Raw genomic sequence first — 16,422 nt, 5'->3', positions numbered from 1 at the left:
GGGCGCGTTGAGATTAATTAACTTGGAAACCGTTCCGATCGGCAATCTAGCCGTATGATGGTTTCCATGTCAATCAAACATTCGGCGTCACTCCCCCTGGGCAGCGCCCCGCCGGAGGCCGGCGAGGCCGGCTTCCAGGCCTGGATGACCGTGGTCCACGCGTTCTCGCTGGTCTCCAAGACCCTCGACCGTGAGCTGATGGACGCCCACGGGGTCTCGCTGGCCTGGTTCGAGGTGCTGGCCCGGCTGCACCGCCGGCCGGAGGGGCGGCTGCGGATGCAGGAGCTCTCCCAGTCGCTGGTGGTGTCCAAGGCCAGCGTCACCAAGCTGATCGACCGGATGGAACTGGCCGGCCTGGTCCGTCGGCAGACCTCCACCGACGACCGCCGGGTGACCTACGCCGTGATCACCGACACCGGCCGGATCACCCTCACCTCGGCGCTGCCCACCCAGATCGGCAACATCCGCCGGCACTTCGGCCAGTTCCTCTCCACGGAGGAACTGGACACGCTGCGCCGGCTGCTGGAGAAGGTCGTGGCCGGCCAGGCCACCCTGGGCGGCCAGGCCGGCTGACGGCTCACTTGGGAGGCTGCAGGGCGTCCCGGTCCAGGTCGTGGCCCTCCACCCAGAGCCGGCCGGCCCCGGACAGCAGCGCCCGCCGGTCATCCTCCGGCGTTCCCGGCCGGGTCGGCAGCAACGCCGTGACGGCGCTCCGCCCGGCCCGGACCGCCGGATGGCGGCGGGCCAGGGCGGCGAGCCCCTGTCCGGGACCGGCCTCGACCAGCAGGTAGTCCCCGTCGGCCAGCAGCCTGTTCAGCGCCGGACCGAACAGCACCGGGCCGGCCAGCTGCCCCGCCCAGAAGGCGGGATCGGCGACCTGCTCGGCGGTCAGCGGACCGCCCCCGGCCGCCGAGTGGACCGGGATCGAGGGCAGGTTGCGGCGCACCGCGGCGAACGAGGGCGTGGAGGCCGCCGCGTGGGGGGCGAGCGCCGGGCTGTGGAAGGCCTTGTGGGACCTGGCCGGACGGCAGGTGATGCCGTCGTCCTCCAGCGCCCCGGCCACCTTGGCCAGGTCGGCGTCCGGCCCGGCCAGCAGGCACTGCCGCGAGCCGTTGACCGCGCCCACCACCACGTCGCCGATCAGGTACGGCGCCAGCCGGTCCGGAGCGGCCGCCACCGCCAGCATCCCGCCCGGCGGGGCGTCGGCCACCAGCTCCACCCGCTCGCGGACCAGCCGCACCGCGTCCGGCAGGGTGAACACGCCCGCCAGGGTCGCCGCCACCATCTCGCCGATGCTGTGCCCGAGCAGCGCGTGCGGCCGCACGCCCCAGCTCATCACCAGCCGGCCCATCGCGTAGCCGACCGCGAACAGCAGCGGCTGGGAGTACTCGGTCGCGTCGACCGGTTCGCCGGACAGCCAGACGTCGCGGACCCGGTCGCCGTCCTCCAGCAGGTGCAGCACCGCGTCGACGGCGGCGGTGAACACCGGCTCGTGGCCGTACAGCCCGGCGCCCATCCGCGGGTACTGCGAGCCCTGGCCGGGGAAGAGCAGCGCGACGCCCCGGCGCTCGGTCACGGTGCCGCGCAGCAGCGGGCCACCGGTCCGCAGCGCCGCCACGGCCTCCTCCCGCGAGGCGGCCACCAGGCAGCCGCGGACCGGCTCGACCGGCTGCCGGAAGAGCTCCGGCAGCGGTGCGCACCGCTCCGACTCCAGGGCCCGCAGCGCCTCGTCGCGCATCCGCTCCTCGGCCTCCGCGTCCTGCGCCGACCAGGCGTGCAGGTACGGCCCGACGCCGGGGCTGCGGCTGAGCCGCTCGCCCGGGGGCATCAGCAGCACCGCCCGGCCGTCGGTGGGCTCGGGACCGGGCCGCAGCACCGCGTCGGTCGGCCACGCGCCCCAGCCGAACAGCGGACGCAGGTCGCTGATGACGGAGACCGGCTCCCCCTCGGGGACGGCCGGCGGCCAGGGGCAGGCGCGCAGCAGGCCGAGCACCCGCTCGCCCTCGGCCAGCGCCTCCACCGAGCGGCGCAGCACCACGGCGGCGACGGCCCCGGGCTGCGGCTCGTGCAGGCCGACCGCGACCACGGTGTCCGCCTCGCCGCGCTCCAGCGCCCGGCAGGCGGCGAACAGCGCGGCCCGGGAGCCGGCGACCGGCTCCACCGGGTAGGGGCCGGCCGGGTCCGCCGCGTAGGGGCCGGCCACGACGAAGCGGGTGCGGACCGGCAGCCGTTCCGGGCCGACGCCGAGCCAGGTCAGCAGCAGCCCGGCCCAGCCCGGCGCGGCGAACGTGTCGGCGGCCCCTTCCAGCCTGACCATGCCCCTGACAATCGCGCAGTCCTGATCGACCATGACGCCGCCCCCACCCATCGAGAATCCACCGGCCGCCCTGACGACGGTCCGGGTACCCGACCCTGTCCCCCGCACCTCCAAGCCCGCTGGAACTCCGCTGGAGAAGCCCCGCCACCAGCGCCTCTCCAGCCCGGTTCGAGGGCAGATCGAGCCGTCCCGCCCAGGGTGGGGGACGGCTGCTGCCCGTCAACCGGCCGGGCGGCCCGGCCAGTTCGAGCAGCGGAGGACGCATGAGGTACGAGGATGTGTACGTGGCGGCGACCGGCAGCGCGCTGCCGCCGGGCATGCCGGTGGAGGAGGCACTGGCCGCCGGCCTGGTCGACCGGCGCACCGCCGTCTCGACCGGCATCCGGGCGGTCACCGTCGCCGGGCCGGGCGACTCCCCGCCGGAACTGGCCGCGCGCGCCGCCGCCGACGCGCTGGCCCGCAGCGGCCACGCGCCCGCGGAGGTGCAGCTGCTGCTACACGCCACCGTCTGGTACCAGGGCCACGACCTCTGGCCGCCGGCCTCGTACGTGCAGCGGGTGGCGATCGGCAACCAGTGCCCGGCCGTCGAGGTCCGGCAGATGTCCAACGGCGGCATGGCCGCGCTGGAACTCGCCGCCGCCTTCCTCGGCTCCCCCGCCGGGCAGCACGGCACGGCCGCGGTGCTCACCGCCGCCGACCGCTTCGCCGGGCGGCACTTCGACCGCTGGCGCAGCGACCCGGGAACGGTCTACGGGGACGGCGGCTCGGCGCTGGTGCTCAGCCGCCGGGGCGGCTTCGCCCGGCTGCGCAGCCTGGTGACCGTCTCCGACCCGGAGCTGGAGGGCATGCACCGGGGCGACGACCCGTTCGAGACCGGCCTCGGCGCGCTGCGCTCCCCGATCGACCTGGACCCGCTGAAGCGCCAGTTCCTGGCCACCGCCGGCAAGTCCTTCGTACTGGCCCGGACCTTGGCCGGCCAGGAGGCCGCGCTCAAGCAGGCGCTGGCGGAGGCCGACACCGACCTCGACGGCATCGCCACCCTGGTGCTGCCGCACTTCGGCCGGCGCCGGCTGCAGGCCGTCTTCCTGGAGCGGCTGGGCGTCGACATCGCGCGCACCACCTGGGAGTTCGGCAGCGGCGTGGGCCACCTCGGCGCGGCCGACCAGTTCGCCGGGCTGGACCACCTGGCCGCCACCGGGCGGCTCCTGCCCGGTGAGCGGTGCCTGGTGATGGGCGTGGGGGCGGGGTTCACCTGGTCCTGTGCGGTACTGGAGATCGAGCACCGGCCGGCGTGGCAGGACTGACGTTCCCGGGTCGTACGACGAGGGAGGGTCCGCCCCGGTGGGGCGGACCCTCCCTCGTCGTGTCGGCTCGTGCCGGGTCAGTCCTCGACCGTGGCCACCGCGCGGGTCCAGCCGGCGCCGGCCCGGGCGATCTTCACCGGGAAGCAGGTCAGGGTGAACCCCGACGGCCGGGGCAGCGCGTCCAGCCCGCCCAGCCGCTCGATCTGGCAGTACTCCCGCTCGCGGCCGGCGAAGTGCGCGGGCCAGAGCACGGAGCGGTCGCCGCTCTCGCGGTAGCGGCGGATGATGTCCGAGAACGGCGCGTCCAGGCTGAACGCGTCCGTCCCGATCACCTTGACGCCGAAGTCCAGCAGGAAGTTCACCGCCGAGCCGTCCAGCCCGGTGAACTCGGTGAAGTACCGCTGGGTGCCGACCCACGCGGAGGCGCCGGTGTGGATCAGCGCGATGTCCAGCGGCTGCGGCTGGTAGCCGATCCGGGCCAGTTCCTCGGCCAGCACGTCGGCGCCCACCGCACCGGTGCCGGCGCCGCGCACGTCCAGGACGAAGGCCGGGCGCTGGAACCAGTCGAGCGGCATCTCGTCGATCGTCCGCGGCGGGCCGCCGTGCCCGGTCCGGGTGCCGTAGTGCGAGGGGGCGTCGACGTGGGTGCCGATGTGGGTGCTGACGGTCAGGATGTCCTGGTTGAGGAACTCGCCGTCCGGCAGTACCGCCGGGTCGAGGTCGACCCCGAACTGCTCGCGCATCCCGTCGGTCATGTAGACGGCCGCCTCGGCCGGCGTCATGACCTTGTGCTCCATCGGCTCCGCCTCCCAGAAGTCGGCGTCGATGGGCGAGGACAGGTCGATCAGTCGCATGCTCTCGTCTCCCGCAGCGTTGTTGGTCGGTTCACTCGGTACCGGTGTTCAGCGGACGCGCTTGCGCAGCGCGGTCCGGTCCACCTTGGTGTTCGCCAGCCGGGGCAGCTCGTCCAGCGCCTCCACCCGGTGCAGCCGCTGGTGCGGCTCCAGCTGGGCGTTGACCCGCTCGCGCACCCCCTCCAGCAGGGCGGCCAGGGCCTGCGGGCCGTCCGGGCGGTGCGCCGGGCGGATCACCACGAAGGCCACCGGCACCAGTTCCCCGCCCTCCGGGGCGTCCACCGCCGCGCACTCGGCGACCTCGGGCTCCTCGGCCAGGAAGCACTCGATCTGCCCGGGGGCGACCAGGACGCCGCCGGTGGTGAAGACGTCCCGGACCCGGTCGAGGAAGAACAGGCTGCCCTCCTCGTCGAGGTAGCCGACGTCACCGGTGGAGAGCCAGCCCTCCGCGTCGACGGCCTCCTCGGGCTGCGGCACCAGGTAGCCCTTCATCACGTTCGGGCCCTGCACCTGGATCTCGCCGATCGCGTGCGGGGCCACCGGAAGCCGCGACTCCAGGTCGACGATCCGCAGCCGGCTGCCGGGCAGCGGGCGGCCCACCGAGCCGGGCCGGGGCGCCGAGAGCAGGTCCGAGGCGGCCAGCGAGGAGGTCTCGCACATGCCGTAGCCCTGGAGCATCGGGACGCCGAACTGCCGGTCCAGCGCGCGCAGCACGGTGGGGCGCAGCGGGAAGCCGCCGGAGGCCACCATCCGTACGGTGGCCAGCTCCAGTTCGCCGAGCCGGGGGTGGCCGGAGAGCTGGATCAGCCGGAACGGCAGGGTGTAGAAGTGCGTCGCCCGGTACTCGTTGGCGTGGCCCACCGAGTCCACCACGTCCCCGCCGGACAGGACGTGGGTGGCGCCCACGTGGGTCGAGGCGTTCATGTGCATCGGGTGGTAGAGCGGCAGCCCGTTGAGCACCACCGAGCCGGCGTCCTGCTCGTGCGCGGTGGACAGCTGCACGGCGCCGGTCAGCAGGTTGCGGTGGCTGAGCTGCACCGGCTTGGGCTTGCGGGTCGAGCCGCTGGTGAACAGGACGCAGGCGGTGGCCTCGCCCTGGCTCGGTACCGGTGCCGGGCCGGCCGGCGCGTCGGCCAGGAGGTCCAGGACCGACGGGACGCCGTCCTGGGCGGGGCCGATCAGCAGCACGTGCTCCAGGTCGGGCAGCCGCTCGCGCAGCGGCGCCAGCCGCTGGTACACCTCGGGCGTGACCACGGCGGCCCGGGCCCGGGAGAGGCTGAGCGCGTGCTCCAGCATCTCGGCGCTGTACATGTGGTTGGCCGGGTTGACCACGTTGCCGCTGCGGATGATGCCGTAGTAGAGCGCCGGGAACTCGGGGACCAGCGCCATCGAGAGCAGCACCGGCGCCCCGTCCGAACCGAGCAGCCCGGCCAGGCCGCGGGCGTAGGCGTCGGCCTGGCGGTCCAGTTCGGCGAAAGTGACCTGCCCGGCACCGGGGACGATCACGGCCGGGCGGTCGCCGAACCGCTCGGCGGCCCGGGTGAGCAGGCCGTCCACGCTGCCGCCGGGTACGGGCGGCAGCTCGGTGCCGTGGCTGAGGAACGGCGCGGCGATCGGGTCGGTCACTGGTTCTCCCCGGGGGTGGCGTGGGCACGGGCGTGGCGGAGCGTGGTGCGGCTGTTGATGCCGAGCGCGTCGCGGACGGTGGTCCGGGCCTGGGCGTAGTCGGTGTCCGGCCCGAAGGCGGCGGCCAGCGCGGCCGGGTCGAGCACCACCGAGTGGCGCGAGGTGACGCGGACGCCGCCCTCCACCGGGGTGAACAGCCACTGCCCGGTGTGCGCCGTCATCACCGGCGGCAGGCCGGTCTGCTTGTAGACGATGCGGTCCGGGAAGCAGAGCCGGACGGACTTGGTGGTGTGGACGGAGCCGTCGGCGGCGAGGGTGTCCATCTCCATGGTCTGGACGCCGTCCTCGTCCTCGGTGAGGTCCAGCCGGGACACGTGCGGCAGCCGCTGCGGCCACAGGTCGGAGCGGTGCAGGAACGCGTACACCGCGGCCGCGTCGGCGCCCGGCATCTCCTCGGTGTCCTCGAAGCTGAAGGACAGCTCGCCGGCCGTGTCGCCGAGTTCGGCGGCGGCCCGCAGGGCGGCCAGCTCGGCGGTGGAGTTCCGGTCGCAGGCCCGCTCGATCCAGCGGACGGCCTGCTCGTCGTCCTCGTCGACGGCCCGCCAGTAGTGGTCGAGCTCGACCAGCGTGGTGCCGTCGGCCTGCTCGGTGAGCCGCCAGGCGCCGCCCATCGCGGCCACCGGGCTGCTGGAGCGCTCCTGCCGGAAGGACACGCCGAGCCCGGCCGGGTCGAGCTGCCGCAGCGAGGTCCAGTTGCGGACCTCGCCGTTGGCGAAGGCCCAGAGCCGGATCCGCTCCTGCCCGTCGGCCAGGCCGAGCCGCTCGGCGTGCACGGTCGGCCCGAAGACCTGGGGCCAGGCGGTGACGTCGGCGACCAGGTCGTAGACGGCCTTGGCGGGTGCCGCCACGGTGATCGTGTGCGTCACCTCGTGGGCGGCGCCGGCCGCGGGCCGGCCGGCGTCGGCGGTGTTCTCTGCCATGGGTACTTCCCCCTCGTGGATCGTGCCGGTCGGTGTGCGGGCCGGTCAGTAGTTGCCGAGACCGCCGCAGACGTTGATCGCCTGCGCGGTGATGGAGGCGGCCAGGTCGGTGGTCAGGTAGCCGACCAGACCGGCCACCTCCTCCGGTGTGGTGTAGCGGCCCAGCGGGATGCGCGCCTCGAAGCGCCGCAGGACGTCCTCGGAGGTGGTGTCCCAGACGGCGGCGTAGCCCTTGCGCACCTCCTCGGCCATCGGCGTCTCGACGAAGCCCGGGCAGACGGCGTTGACGGTGATCCCGGTCTTGGCCAGCTCCAGGCCGAGCGCCTTGGACAGGCCGACCACGCCGTGCTTGGAGGCGGAGTACGGCGCCGCCAGCACCACGCCCTGCTTGCCGCCGGTGGAGGCGATGTTGATGATCCGGCCGCGGGACAGCTCGTGCATCCGGCCGGTGGTGAGCACCTCGCGGACCATCCGGAAGGTGCCGTTGAGGTTGGTGTCGATCACGGCCTCCCAGAGCTCGTCGGCGAGCTCCGCCGTGGTGCCGCCGCCGCCCCGGCCGGCGCTGTTGACCAGCACCTCGACCGGGCCGAACGCGTCCACCGCGGCGGCGGTGAACCCGCCGACGCTCCGTACGTCGCGGACGTCCAGCCGGGCGCCGGCGGCCTGGATCCCCTCGCCCACCAGCTCCTTGACGGTCGCCTCGACCACCGCCTCGTCGCGCGCGCCGACGAACACCCGGTACCCCGCCGCGCCGAGGTGCCGGGCCACCGCCAGGCCGATCCCACTGGTGCCGCCGGTGATCACCGCGCTGCCGCGGTTCCGCTCCCCGCCCATTGCCACTCCGTCCGTTCGGTTCCGTGCCCGGCCCCGCGAACGGGCCGGCGCGGTCTCGATGCTCACGGGCGCCCCTCAAGGGCCGCTGGAGCCGGACTGGACGCGGCGGACGGGTCCAGTCCGGCTCCAGCGGCCCTCCAGCGGCGCCCGACAGGCTCGGCGGACGCCGGAGCGCCCGTTCCGGAGGCAGACCCGAGGAGACGTCAGATGACCGCACTGTTCGACACCGCGACGACCACCGGGGCCGTCGACACCGCGCTCCACCTGGAGATCCAGCACTTCTACGCCCGCCACATGCAGGCCGTGGACCTGGGCGACGTCGCCGCCTGGGCCGCCGGTTTCACCGAGGACGGCGTGTTCTCCACCAACGCCTTCCCGGAGCCGGTGGTCGGCCGGGCGGCGATCGAGGCGGCCACCGCGGCGGGCGAGGAGGCCCGCAGGCCGACCGGGGTGGTGCGCCGGCACGTGCTCACCACGCTGGCCCTGGAGCCGGCCGCGGACGGCTCGGTGCGGACCCGTTCGTACGTGATGGTGCTGGAGACCCTGCCGAAGGCGCGCACCGAGATCTACTGCAGCACGCTCTGCGAGGACGTCCTGGTCCGCGGCGAGCACGGCGGCTGGCTGATCCGCAGCCGGCACATCCTGCGCGACGACCTGATCGCGCGCGACTGAACCCGCCGCCGTCCGCCCCCGTCGGCCCGGCCGGCGGGGGCGGCGGGCTTCCGGCGGGCTTCCGGCGGGCTTCCGGCGGGACGACAACGCGAGAAGCGCCCGGACCAGGGGTAGGGGTCCGGGCGCTTCTCCGTGCGGGCGCAAGGGGTGGGCGCCCGCGGCCGGGGCCGATCAGACGGCCACCGGGGCGGCGTCGTTGACCAGGTCGACGAACTGGCGCGGGGTCTCCGCGGTGCCGGCGAGGTCGTCGGCGAGCTTCACGCCGTACTCGCGCTCGACGCGGGCGACGGCCTCCAGCAGCGCGAGGGAGTCGTAGCCGAGCTCCTCGAACGGGGTGTCGGCGATGTCGCCGTCGAGGTCGACCGCCTCGTCCTCGCCCGCGCACTCGCGCATGATCCGGGTCAGGTCCTCGATGGTGATGCGGCTCATGGTCTGCTCACTCTCTGTTCGGTGGTGCTCGATGGAGCTCGGCGGTGCTCGGCGGAGCTCGGGGAGGAAGAGGGGGCCGGGGCGGGGGCACGGGGGCGATCCCCCGCCCCGGGGGTCATCAGGCGCAGGCGCGCAGGACCATCGCGGAGTTGAAGCCGTGCCGGCCGCGGGCCAGTACCAGCGCGGCCTTCACCGGCATGGACCGGGCCTCGCCGAGGACGAGGTCCAGGCCGTGCCGCGGGCTGGTGAGGTTGACGGTGGGCGGCACCAGGCCGTCCCGGATGGACAGCAGCGCGGCGGCCACGTCCAGCGGAGCGCCGCCGGCGCCGAGGCGTCCGGTCATGGTCTTCGGGGCGGTGACGGCGACGCCGCCGGTGCCGAAGACCTCGTTGAGCGCGGCCGCCTCGTCGGCGTCCTCCTGCGGCCGGCCGTCCGCGTCGGCGAAGACCACGTCGATCCGGCCGGGCTCCAGCCCGGCGTCGGCCAGCGCGAGCCGGATGGCCCGGGCCAGGCCGCGCGGGCGTCCGCTGCCCCGGGGCGGGTCGAAGGTGGAGCCGTAGCCGGCGATCTCGCCGTACGGCCGCTCGACGCCGCGGGCCCGGGCCGACTCGGCGTCCTCGGCGATCAGGATGGCGCCGCCCTCGCCGGCGACGTAGCCGCTGGCGGCCTCGTCGAACGGCAGGTAGGCGCGGTCCGCCTCGGCGACGGTGGTCATCTCGCCGGTGCCCATCCGGGGCGTCCAGGCGTAGGGGCACAGCGCGCTGTCCACGCCGCCGGTGACCATCATCGGGTGGCCCTTGCGGATGCCCCGGCGGGCGTGGGCCATCGCGTCCAGGCCGCCGGCCTGGTCGGAGACCAGCACGCCGGAGGGGCCGCGCAGGTCGTTGCGGATGGAGATCTGGCCGGTGTTCACCGCGTAGAACCAGGCGAAGGACTGGTAGGCGCTGACGAAGCCCGGGCCCTGGCTCCACAGGTGCTGGAGCTCGCGCTGGCCGAACTCGAAGCCGCCGAGGGTGGCGGAGGTGACCACGCCGGCCTGGTACTCGCCGAGCGCGGCCGGGTCGGCCTCGGCGTCCTCCAGCGCCCAGTCGGCGGCGGCCAGCGCCAGCCGGGTCATGTGGTCGGTCTGCGGCAGCAGCCGGCTCGGCAGGTGCTCGGCCGGCTCGAAGCCCGGTACCTCGCCGGCCAGCCGGACGGGGTACTCGGAGGCGTCGAAGCGGGTCAGCTCGGCGATGCCGCTGGAGCCGGCCAGGGTGGCCGACCAGTAGGCCTCGGTGCCGAGGCCGTTCGGCGCGACGACGCCGATGCCGGTGATGACGGTCGTGCTCATGCGGCCACCTCCTCGGGACGGGCGAGCACCATCGCGCTCTGGAAGCCGCCGAAGCCGCTGCCCACGGTGAGCGCGACGTCGGTGCGGTGGTCCCGGGCGGTCAGCGGTACGTAGTCCAGGTCGCACTGCGGGTCCGGCTGGTGCAGGTTGGCCGTGGGCGGTACCACGTTGTGCTCGATGGCGAGCGCACAGGCCGCGATCTCGATCGAGCCGATCGCGCCGAGCGAGTGCCCGATCATCGACTTGATGGAGGAGACCGGGGTCCGGTACGCGTGGTCGCCGAGGGCGCGCTTGAACGCGGCGGTCTCGTGCCGGTCGTTCTGCTTGGTGCTCGAACCGTGGGCGTTGATGTAGTCGATCCGGTCGCCGTCCATCTTCGCCTCGTCCAGGGCGACCCGGATGGCCTCGGCCATCTCCCGGCCGTCCGGGCGCAGGCCGGTCATGGTGAACGCGTTGGAGCGGGTGGCGTACCCGCCGATCACCGCGTACACGTGGGCGCCGCGCCTGCGGGCGTGCTCCAGCTCCTCCAGGACGAAGACCGCGGCGCCCTCGGCCAGCACCAGCCCGTTGCGGCTGATGTCGAACGGCCGGGAGGCGTGCTCGGGGTCGTCGTTGCGGGGGGTGGTCGCCTTGATGACGTCGAAGCAGGCCACCGAGATCGGCGAGATCGGCGCCTCGGTGCCGCCGGCCAGCATGACGTCCACGCCGCCCTCGCGGATCAGGTCGGCGGCGTAGCCGACCGAGTCGAGCCCGGAGGTGCAGCCGGTGGAGATCATCGCCGCCGGTCCCTCGGCCGCGACGTCCCAGGCGAGTTCGGCCGCCATCGAGCTGGGCGCCAGGTAGTCGAACAGGTACGGCACGGTGTAGCGGTGGTCGACCTCCCAGTGCCGGCCGCCGTCGCTGGTGACGACGTACTCCTGCTCCAGCTTGGTCGGGCAGCCGACGGCGTTGCCGAGCGAGACCCCGATCCGGTGGGGGTCGAGCCCCTCGACCTCGAGCCCGCTGTCGGCGATCGCCTCCCGCGCCGAGACCAGGGCGAACTGCCCGGCCCGGTCGAGCCGGCGGATCTCCCGGGGGGAGAGTCCGTTCGCGGCCGGGTCGAAGTCGCATTCGGCGGCGACCCGGGATCGGAAGGGTGAGGCGTCGAATGAAGAGATGGTACGCGTCGCGGTCCGGCCGTCGGTGAGCAGCTGCCAGAACGCCTTTGTTCCGGTCCCACCGGGGGCCACCACGCCTATTCCCGTTATTGCCACTTTCCTGGTCAAGTTCCCCGCACTCCTCCACCTGAACATTGTCGCGTACATGCAACCGCGACGCCCCGGCACCGGACGCTCCGTGCCGACCCCACCAAGCCTGCGACCGCCACCTTGAGCGCCGCTGGAGACCGGCTGGAAGGAGGATTCGGGAAATTCACGGCGGCTCCGACATGTCCAAGAATTGACCTTTTCGCCCTGTCGTGATCGAGATCACAGAAGGAGCGACCGCCGCCGGAAGCCGCCTACCGTACGCTGGTTAACCAATCCGGATTGCGAGGCTCCGCCATATCTTGGCGCATGCTCGACGGCGCGGCGGAGGGACGCCGGATATCTCGGGAGTTCGACGAGATAATTTGATTTTTTAACAGATCCACGGGGGGAAACGATGGATATCCGCGTACTGGGGCCACTGGCGGTCGAGTCAGACGAGTGTGCCTTCGACCAGGTGGCGCCCAAGCCGCGCAAGCTGCTCGCGCTCCTGCTGGCCCACGGCGGCCAGATCGTCCCGCTCTCGGCGCTGATGGCCGAGCTGTGGGGCACCGAACCACCCGTCAGCGCGATGACCACGCTGCAGACCTACGTGCTCCAGCTGCGCAAGGCGCTGGTGACCGCACTCGGCCTCGCCGACCACACGACGGCCAAGGAGGTCCTGGTCACCCGGGCCGGCGGCTACCTCTTCCAGACCGCCGGGCGCACCCTCGACCTGGAGGTCTTCCAGACGCTCACCACCCGCGGCCGCCACCTGCTCGCCGAGGGGCGCGAGCACGAGGCGGCCGCCGTCCTCGACCAGGCGCTCGCCCTGTGGCGCGGCCCGGCCTTCGCCGACGTCAGCGTCGGCCGCCTGCTGGAGGCCGAACGGGCCCGGCTGGACGAGTGCCGGCTCGCCGCGGTCGAGCACCGGGTCGAGGCCTACCTGCGCCTGGGCCGCCACCACGAGGTGCTCGGCGACCTGGCCGCGCTGTCCATCAGCCACCCGTACCACGAGAGCCTGCAGGCCCAGTACATGCTGGCGCTCTACCGGGCCGGCCGCCGACCGATCGCCCTGGACGTGTACCGCCGGCTGCGCACCACCCTGGTGGACGAGATCGGCCTCGAACCGTCCCCGCGGGTGCGCACCCTCCAGCAGGCGATCCTCACCTCCGACCCGACGCTCGACCAGGCCCCCGGCCGCGGCGACCTCTCCCTGTACCGGGTCCCCGCCCAGATGGCGGCGCCCACCCCGGTCCACGCCTGACCACGGCCCCGCGAACGACGAAACCCCGGAGTAGCACCGTGGCACATCCCATCCCGCCCACCGCTCCCGACCAGGTCCAGCTGCTGACCCCGGACGGCCGCCGCGTGGCCCACCCCGACTACCGGCTCGACGCCGGGCCCGACCTGCTGCGCGCGCTCTACCGCGACATGACGGTCGCCCGGCGGATCGACGCCGAGGGCATCACCCTCCAGCGCCAGGGCGAACTCGCCCTGTGGCCCTCGCTGCTCGGCCAGGAGGCCGCCCAGGTCGGCGCCGCCCACGCGCTCGCCGGCGACGACCACGTCTTCCCGAGCTACCGCGACCACGGCCTCGCGCTCTGCCGCGGACTCGATCCCCTGAAGCTGTTCGCCCTGTTCCGCGGCGTCAGCAACGGCGGGTGGCGCTCGGCCGAGCACAACTTCCACCTCTACACCCTGGTGATCGGCTCCCAGACGCTGCACGCCACCGGCTACGCGATGGGCGCCGCCATGGAGGACGCCGGGAGCGCCGTGCTGGTCTGCTTCGGCGACGGCGCCACCAGCCAGGGCGACGTCAGCGAGGCGTTCAACTTCGCCGCCGTCTACGACGCCCCGGTGGTCTTCTTCTGCCAGAACAACCAGTGGGCGATCTCCGAGCCCAACCACCGCCAGACCCGGGTGCCGATCCATCAGCGGGCCGCCGGCTTCGGCTTCCCGGGCGTGCGGGTCGACGGCAACGACGTGCTCGCCTGCCTCGCGGTCACCCGGGCCGCCCTGGAGCGGGCCCGCACCGGCCAGGGCCCGATGCTGATCGAGGCCTACACCTACCGCATGGGCGCCCACACCACCTCCGACGACCCCACCCGCTACCGGGACGCCGCCGAGGTCGAGGAGTGGACCCGGCGCGACCCGATCGCCCGGCTCCGCGCCCACCTGGAGCTGGAGGGCCTCGCCGACGCGACCTTCCTCGCCGGCGTCGACGAGGCCGCCGAGGCCGCCGCGCTGCGGGTGCGCCAGGGGGTCCGCACCATGGCCGACCCGCGTCCGGAGGCCATCTTCGACCACATCCACGCGGACGGACACGCGCTCGTCGACGAGGAGCGCGCCGAGTTCCGCGCCTACCAGGCGTCGTTCGCCGGAGCGGAGAGCCGCTGACATGGCCGTCATGACACCCGAGAGCACGGACACCGGGACCGACCCGGACCGGACGCCGGCCGTGCTGAGCCTCGGCCGGGCGATCAACACCGCCCTGCGGCACGCCATGGAGGCGGACCCGAAGGTCGTCCTGATGGGCGAGGACATCGGCCGGCTCGGCGGCGTCTTCCGGATCACCGAGGGCCTGCACAAGGACTTCGGCGACCGCCGGGTGCTGGACACCCCGCTCGCCGAGTCCGGCATCGTCGGCACCGCGATCGGCCTGGCCCTGCGCGGCTGGCGCCCGGTCCTGGAGATCCAGTTCGACGGCTTCGTCTTCCCCGCCTACGACCAGATCGTCACCCAGCTCGCCAAGCTGCGGGCCCGTTCGGAGGGCGCGCTCGCGCTGCCGGTCGTCATCCGGATCCCCTACGGCGGCGGCATCGGCGCGGTGGAGCACCACAGCGAGTCCCCCGAGGCGCTGTTCGCGCACGTCGCCGGGCTCAAGGTGGTCTCCCCGTCGACCCCCGAGGACGCCTACTGGATGCTCCGTCAGGCCATCGCCGGGAACGACCCGGTGATCTACTTCGAGCCGAAGCGCCGGTACTACCAGCAGGGCCCGGTGGACACCGCCGCCGCGCCGCACCCGCTGCACGCGGCCGTCGTCCGCCGCCCGGGCCGGGACATCACCCTGGCCGGGTACGGCCCGACCGTCGGCACCTGCCTGCAGGTGGCCGAGGAGGCGGCGGCGGAGGGGCGCAGCGTCGAGGTGGTGGACCTGCGCTCGGTCTCCCCGCTGGACACCGCCACGCTCGCCGAGTCGGTGCGGCGCACCGGCCGGCTGGTGGTCGTGCACGAGGCACCGGTCTTCTTCGGGGCCGGCGCGGAGATCGCCGCCCGGATCACCCGGGACTGCTTCTACCACCTCCAGGCCCCCGTGCTGCGGGTCGGCGGCTACCACGCGCCGTACCCGCCGGCCCGGCTGGAGGAGGAGTACCTGCCGACGCCGGACCGCGTCCTGGACGCGATCGACCGGTCCTTCTCGTTCTGACCCCCTCATCCGAGCACCCGAGGAACCCGTGACCAGCCGCATTCGTGAGTTCGTCCTGCCCGACGTGGGCGAGGGGCTGACCGACGCACAGATCCTCCAGTGGCACGTCTCGCCCGGCAGCCCGGTGCACGACGGGATGGTGGTCTGCGAGGTGGAGACCGCCAAGGCCGCCGTCGAGCTGCCGATCCCCTACGACGGAGTGGTGCACGAGCTGCGCTTCCCCGAGGGCACGACGGTGGACGTCGGCACGGTGATCATCACCGTGGACACCGGCCCCGGCCCGGAGCCCGCGGCGCCCGTCGCCCGGGAGCCCAACCTGGTCGGCTACGGCGCCGCCGAACCGGCCCGCCGCCGCCCGCGCCCCGCGCCGGCCGCACCCGCCGCCACCGCGGCACCCGCGGCCGTGCCCGCGCCTGTGTCCCTGCCCGTGTCCGGGCCCGGGCCCGTGTCCGGGCCGGCCGCCGGTCCCGCGCCGTCGGCCCTGCCGCTGGCCAAGCCGCCGGTCCGCAAGCTGGCCCGGGACCACGGCGTGGACCTCGCCGCCGTCCCGCCCACCGGCCCGGACGGCGTGATCACCCGGGAGGACGTGCTGGCCGCCGCCCGGCCCGCCCCGGCGGCGCCCGCCCCGGCGGACGGCCCGCAGGACCGCCGGATCCCGGTCGGCGGCGTCCGCCGGGCCACCGCGCGGGCCATGGTGGCCAGCGCCTTCACCGCCCCGCACGCCACCGAGTTCGTCACCGTCGACGTCACCCGGACGATGCGGCTGGTGAAGGCCCTGCGCGAGGATCCCGAACTGTCCGGCGTGCGGGTCAACGTCCTGCTGCTGGTCTGCCGGGCCCTGCTCGCCGCGATCGCCCGGCACCCGGAGATCAACGCCTCCTGGGACGAGGACGCGCAGGAGATCGTCCAGCACGGCCGGATCAACCTCGGCATCGCCGCGGCCACCCCGCGCGGGCTGCTGGTCCCGAACGTCAAGGACGCCGGCCGGCTGACCCTGCGCCGGCTGGCCGAGGAACTGGACGCGCTGGTCACCACCGCCCGGGCCGGGCGCACCACGCCCGCCGCGCTGGCCGGCGGCACCGTGACGATCACCAACATCGGCACCTTCGGTGTCGACACCGGCACCCCGATCCTCAACCCCGGGGAGGCCGCGATCCTGGCCTTCGGCGCGGTCCGGGAGCGTCCCTGGGTGCACAAGGGCAAGGTCCGGCCCCGGCAGGTGACCACCCTCGCGCTCTCCTTCGACCACCGTCTGGTCGACGGCGAGCTCGGCTCGCGGGTGCTGGCCGACACCGCCCGCCTGCTGGAGGACCCGCGCCGGCTGCTGGCCCGGTCCTGACGCGCGGAGGGCCGGCCCCGGTGCGGGGCCTCGCCTTCGTGCTCCTGCTCGCCCTGTTCAACTGGATGATCACCGCCCGGGTGG

General features: G+C 74.2%; 15 protein-coding genes. 7 read left to right on the top strand and 8 right to left on the bottom strand.

Annotated elements, in window-relative coordinates; genetic code table 11:
- The first annotated feature begins 66 nt into the window (after nucleotides 1-66).
- Nucleotides 67-573 (top strand): MarR family winged helix-turn-helix transcriptional regulator, encoded by a 507-nt coding sequence (locus ABT238_RS32385; RefSeq protein ID WP_350562518.1) that lies wholly within the window; start codon nucleotides 67-69, stop codon nucleotides 571-573.
- A gap of 4 nt (nucleotides 574-577) precedes the next feature.
- On the opposite strand, the gene ABT238_RS32380 is transcribed toward ABT238_RS32385, so the two are convergent.
- Nucleotides 578-2,317 carry an acyltransferase domain-containing protein gene (locus tag ABT238_RS32380; protein WP_350802273.1) on the bottom strand — a complete coding sequence of 580 codons (1,740 nt, stop codon included), beginning with the start codon at nucleotides 2,315-2,317 and terminating at the stop codon, nucleotides 578-580.
- Between the two features lie 263 nt (nucleotides 2,318-2,580).
- On the opposite strand from ABT238_RS32380, the gene ABT238_RS32375 reads away from it, so the two are divergent.
- Complete coding sequence (locus ABT238_RS32375; protein WP_350562522.1) at nucleotides 2,581-3,621, top strand: ketoacyl-ACP synthase III family protein; 1,041 nt, start codon at nucleotides 2,581-2,583, stop codon at nucleotides 3,619-3,621.
- A 77-nt stretch (nucleotides 3,622-3,698) separates the two neighbouring features.
- Here ABT238_RS32375 and ABT238_RS32370 read toward each other — a convergent pair whose 3' ends face one another.
- From ABT238_RS32370 to ABT238_RS32355, 4 genes are read right to left on the bottom strand one after another with little or no spacing between them, the layout of a single operon-like run.
- Complete coding sequence (locus ABT238_RS32370; RefSeq protein WP_350562524.1) at nucleotides 3,699-4,475, bottom strand: cyclase family protein; 777 nt, start codon at nucleotides 4,473-4,475, stop codon at nucleotides 3,699-3,701.
- Between the two features lie 48 nt (nucleotides 4,476-4,523).
- Nucleotides 4,524-6,101, bottom strand: a complete 1,578-nt coding sequence (locus ABT238_RS32365) for a class I adenylate-forming enzyme family protein (protein WP_350802272.1) — start codon at nucleotides 6,099-6,101, stop codon at nucleotides 4,524-4,526.
- On the bottom strand, nucleotides 6,098-7,081 hold the full coding sequence (locus tag ABT238_RS32360; RefSeq protein WP_350802271.1) for an aromatase/cyclase: 984 nt from the start codon (nucleotides 7,079-7,081) through the stop codon (nucleotides 6,098-6,100). The genes ABT238_RS32365 and ABT238_RS32360 overlap by 4 nt, the downstream gene beginning before the upstream one ends.
- Before the next feature lie 45 nt (nucleotides 7,082-7,126).
- Nucleotides 7,127-7,915: an SDR family NAD(P)-dependent oxidoreductase gene (locus ABT238_RS32355; RefSeq protein ID WP_350562530.1), complete on the bottom strand. Its 789-nt coding sequence runs from the start codon at nucleotides 7,913-7,915 to the stop codon at nucleotides 7,127-7,129.
- Between the two features lie 207 nt (nucleotides 7,916-8,122).
- On the opposite strand from ABT238_RS32355, the gene ABT238_RS32350 reads away from it, so the two are divergent.
- Nucleotides 8,123-8,587: a nuclear transport factor 2 family protein gene (locus ABT238_RS32350; RefSeq protein ID WP_350562532.1), complete on the top strand. Its 465-nt coding sequence runs from the start codon at nucleotides 8,123-8,125 to the stop codon at nucleotides 8,585-8,587.
- Nucleotides 8,588-8,758: 171 nt separating this feature from the next.
- Here the strand turns inward: ABT238_RS32350 and ABT238_RS32345 are convergent, their stop codons facing one another.
- The 3 genes from ABT238_RS32345 to ABT238_RS32335 all read right to left on the bottom strand — a co-directional run bounded on the left by ABT238_RS32345 (nucleotide 8,759) and on the right by ABT238_RS32335 (nucleotide 11,611).
- A complete protein-coding gene (locus ABT238_RS32345) occupies nucleotides 8,759-9,016 on the bottom strand; it encodes an acyl carrier protein (RefSeq protein ID WP_350562534.1) in 258 nt (85 codons plus the stop codon).
- A gap of 118 nt (nucleotides 9,017-9,134) precedes the next feature.
- Nucleotides 9,135-10,346, bottom strand: coding sequence for a ketosynthase chain-length factor (locus ABT238_RS32340; protein WP_350802270.1), 1,212 nt, complete (start codon nucleotides 10,344-10,346; stop codon nucleotides 9,135-9,137).
- On the bottom strand, nucleotides 10,343-11,611 hold the full coding sequence (locus tag ABT238_RS32335; protein WP_502891484.1) for a beta-ketoacyl-[acyl-carrier-protein] synthase family protein: 1,269 nt from the start codon (nucleotides 11,609-11,611) through the stop codon (nucleotides 10,343-10,345). Before ABT238_RS32335 ends, ABT238_RS32340 begins: the two co-directional genes overlap by 4 nt.
- A gap of 376 nt (nucleotides 11,612-11,987) precedes the next feature.
- On the opposite strand from ABT238_RS32335, the gene ABT238_RS32330 reads away from it, so the two are divergent.
- From ABT238_RS32330 to ABT238_RS32315, 4 genes are read left to right on the top strand one after another with little or no spacing between them, the layout of a single operon-like run.
- On the top strand, nucleotides 11,988-12,836 hold the full coding sequence (locus ABT238_RS32330; RefSeq protein ID WP_350562538.1) for an AfsR/SARP family transcriptional regulator: 849 nt from the start codon (nucleotides 11,988-11,990) through the stop codon (nucleotides 12,834-12,836).
- A 38-nt stretch (nucleotides 12,837-12,874) separates the two neighbouring features.
- Entirely contained in the window at nucleotides 12,875-13,969 is a 1,095-nt protein-coding gene (gene pdhA / locus ABT238_RS32325) for a pyruvate dehydrogenase (acetyl-transferring) E1 component subunit alpha (RefSeq protein ID WP_350802269.1), read from the top strand.
- Between the two features lie 10 nt (nucleotides 13,970-13,979).
- Nucleotides 13,980-14,999: an alpha-ketoacid dehydrogenase subunit beta gene (locus ABT238_RS32320; protein WP_350562542.1), complete on the top strand. Its 1,020-nt coding sequence runs from the start codon at nucleotides 13,980-13,982 to the stop codon at nucleotides 14,997-14,999.
- A gap of 28 nt (nucleotides 15,000-15,027) precedes the next feature.
- Nucleotides 15,028-16,338 (top strand): dihydrolipoamide acetyltransferase family protein, encoded by a 1,311-nt coding sequence (locus ABT238_RS32315; protein WP_350802268.1) that lies wholly within the window; start codon nucleotides 15,028-15,030, stop codon nucleotides 16,336-16,338.
- The last annotated feature ends 84 nt before the right edge of the window (nucleotides 16,339-16,422 follow it).

Origin of the sequence: Kitasatospora sp. NPDC001527, from assembly GCF_040298605.1 — a bacterium.
GTDB lineage: Bacteria > Actinomycetota > Actinomycetes > Streptomycetales > Streptomycetaceae > Kitasatospora.
This window is presented reverse-complemented; position numbering and strand designations above follow the sequence as displayed.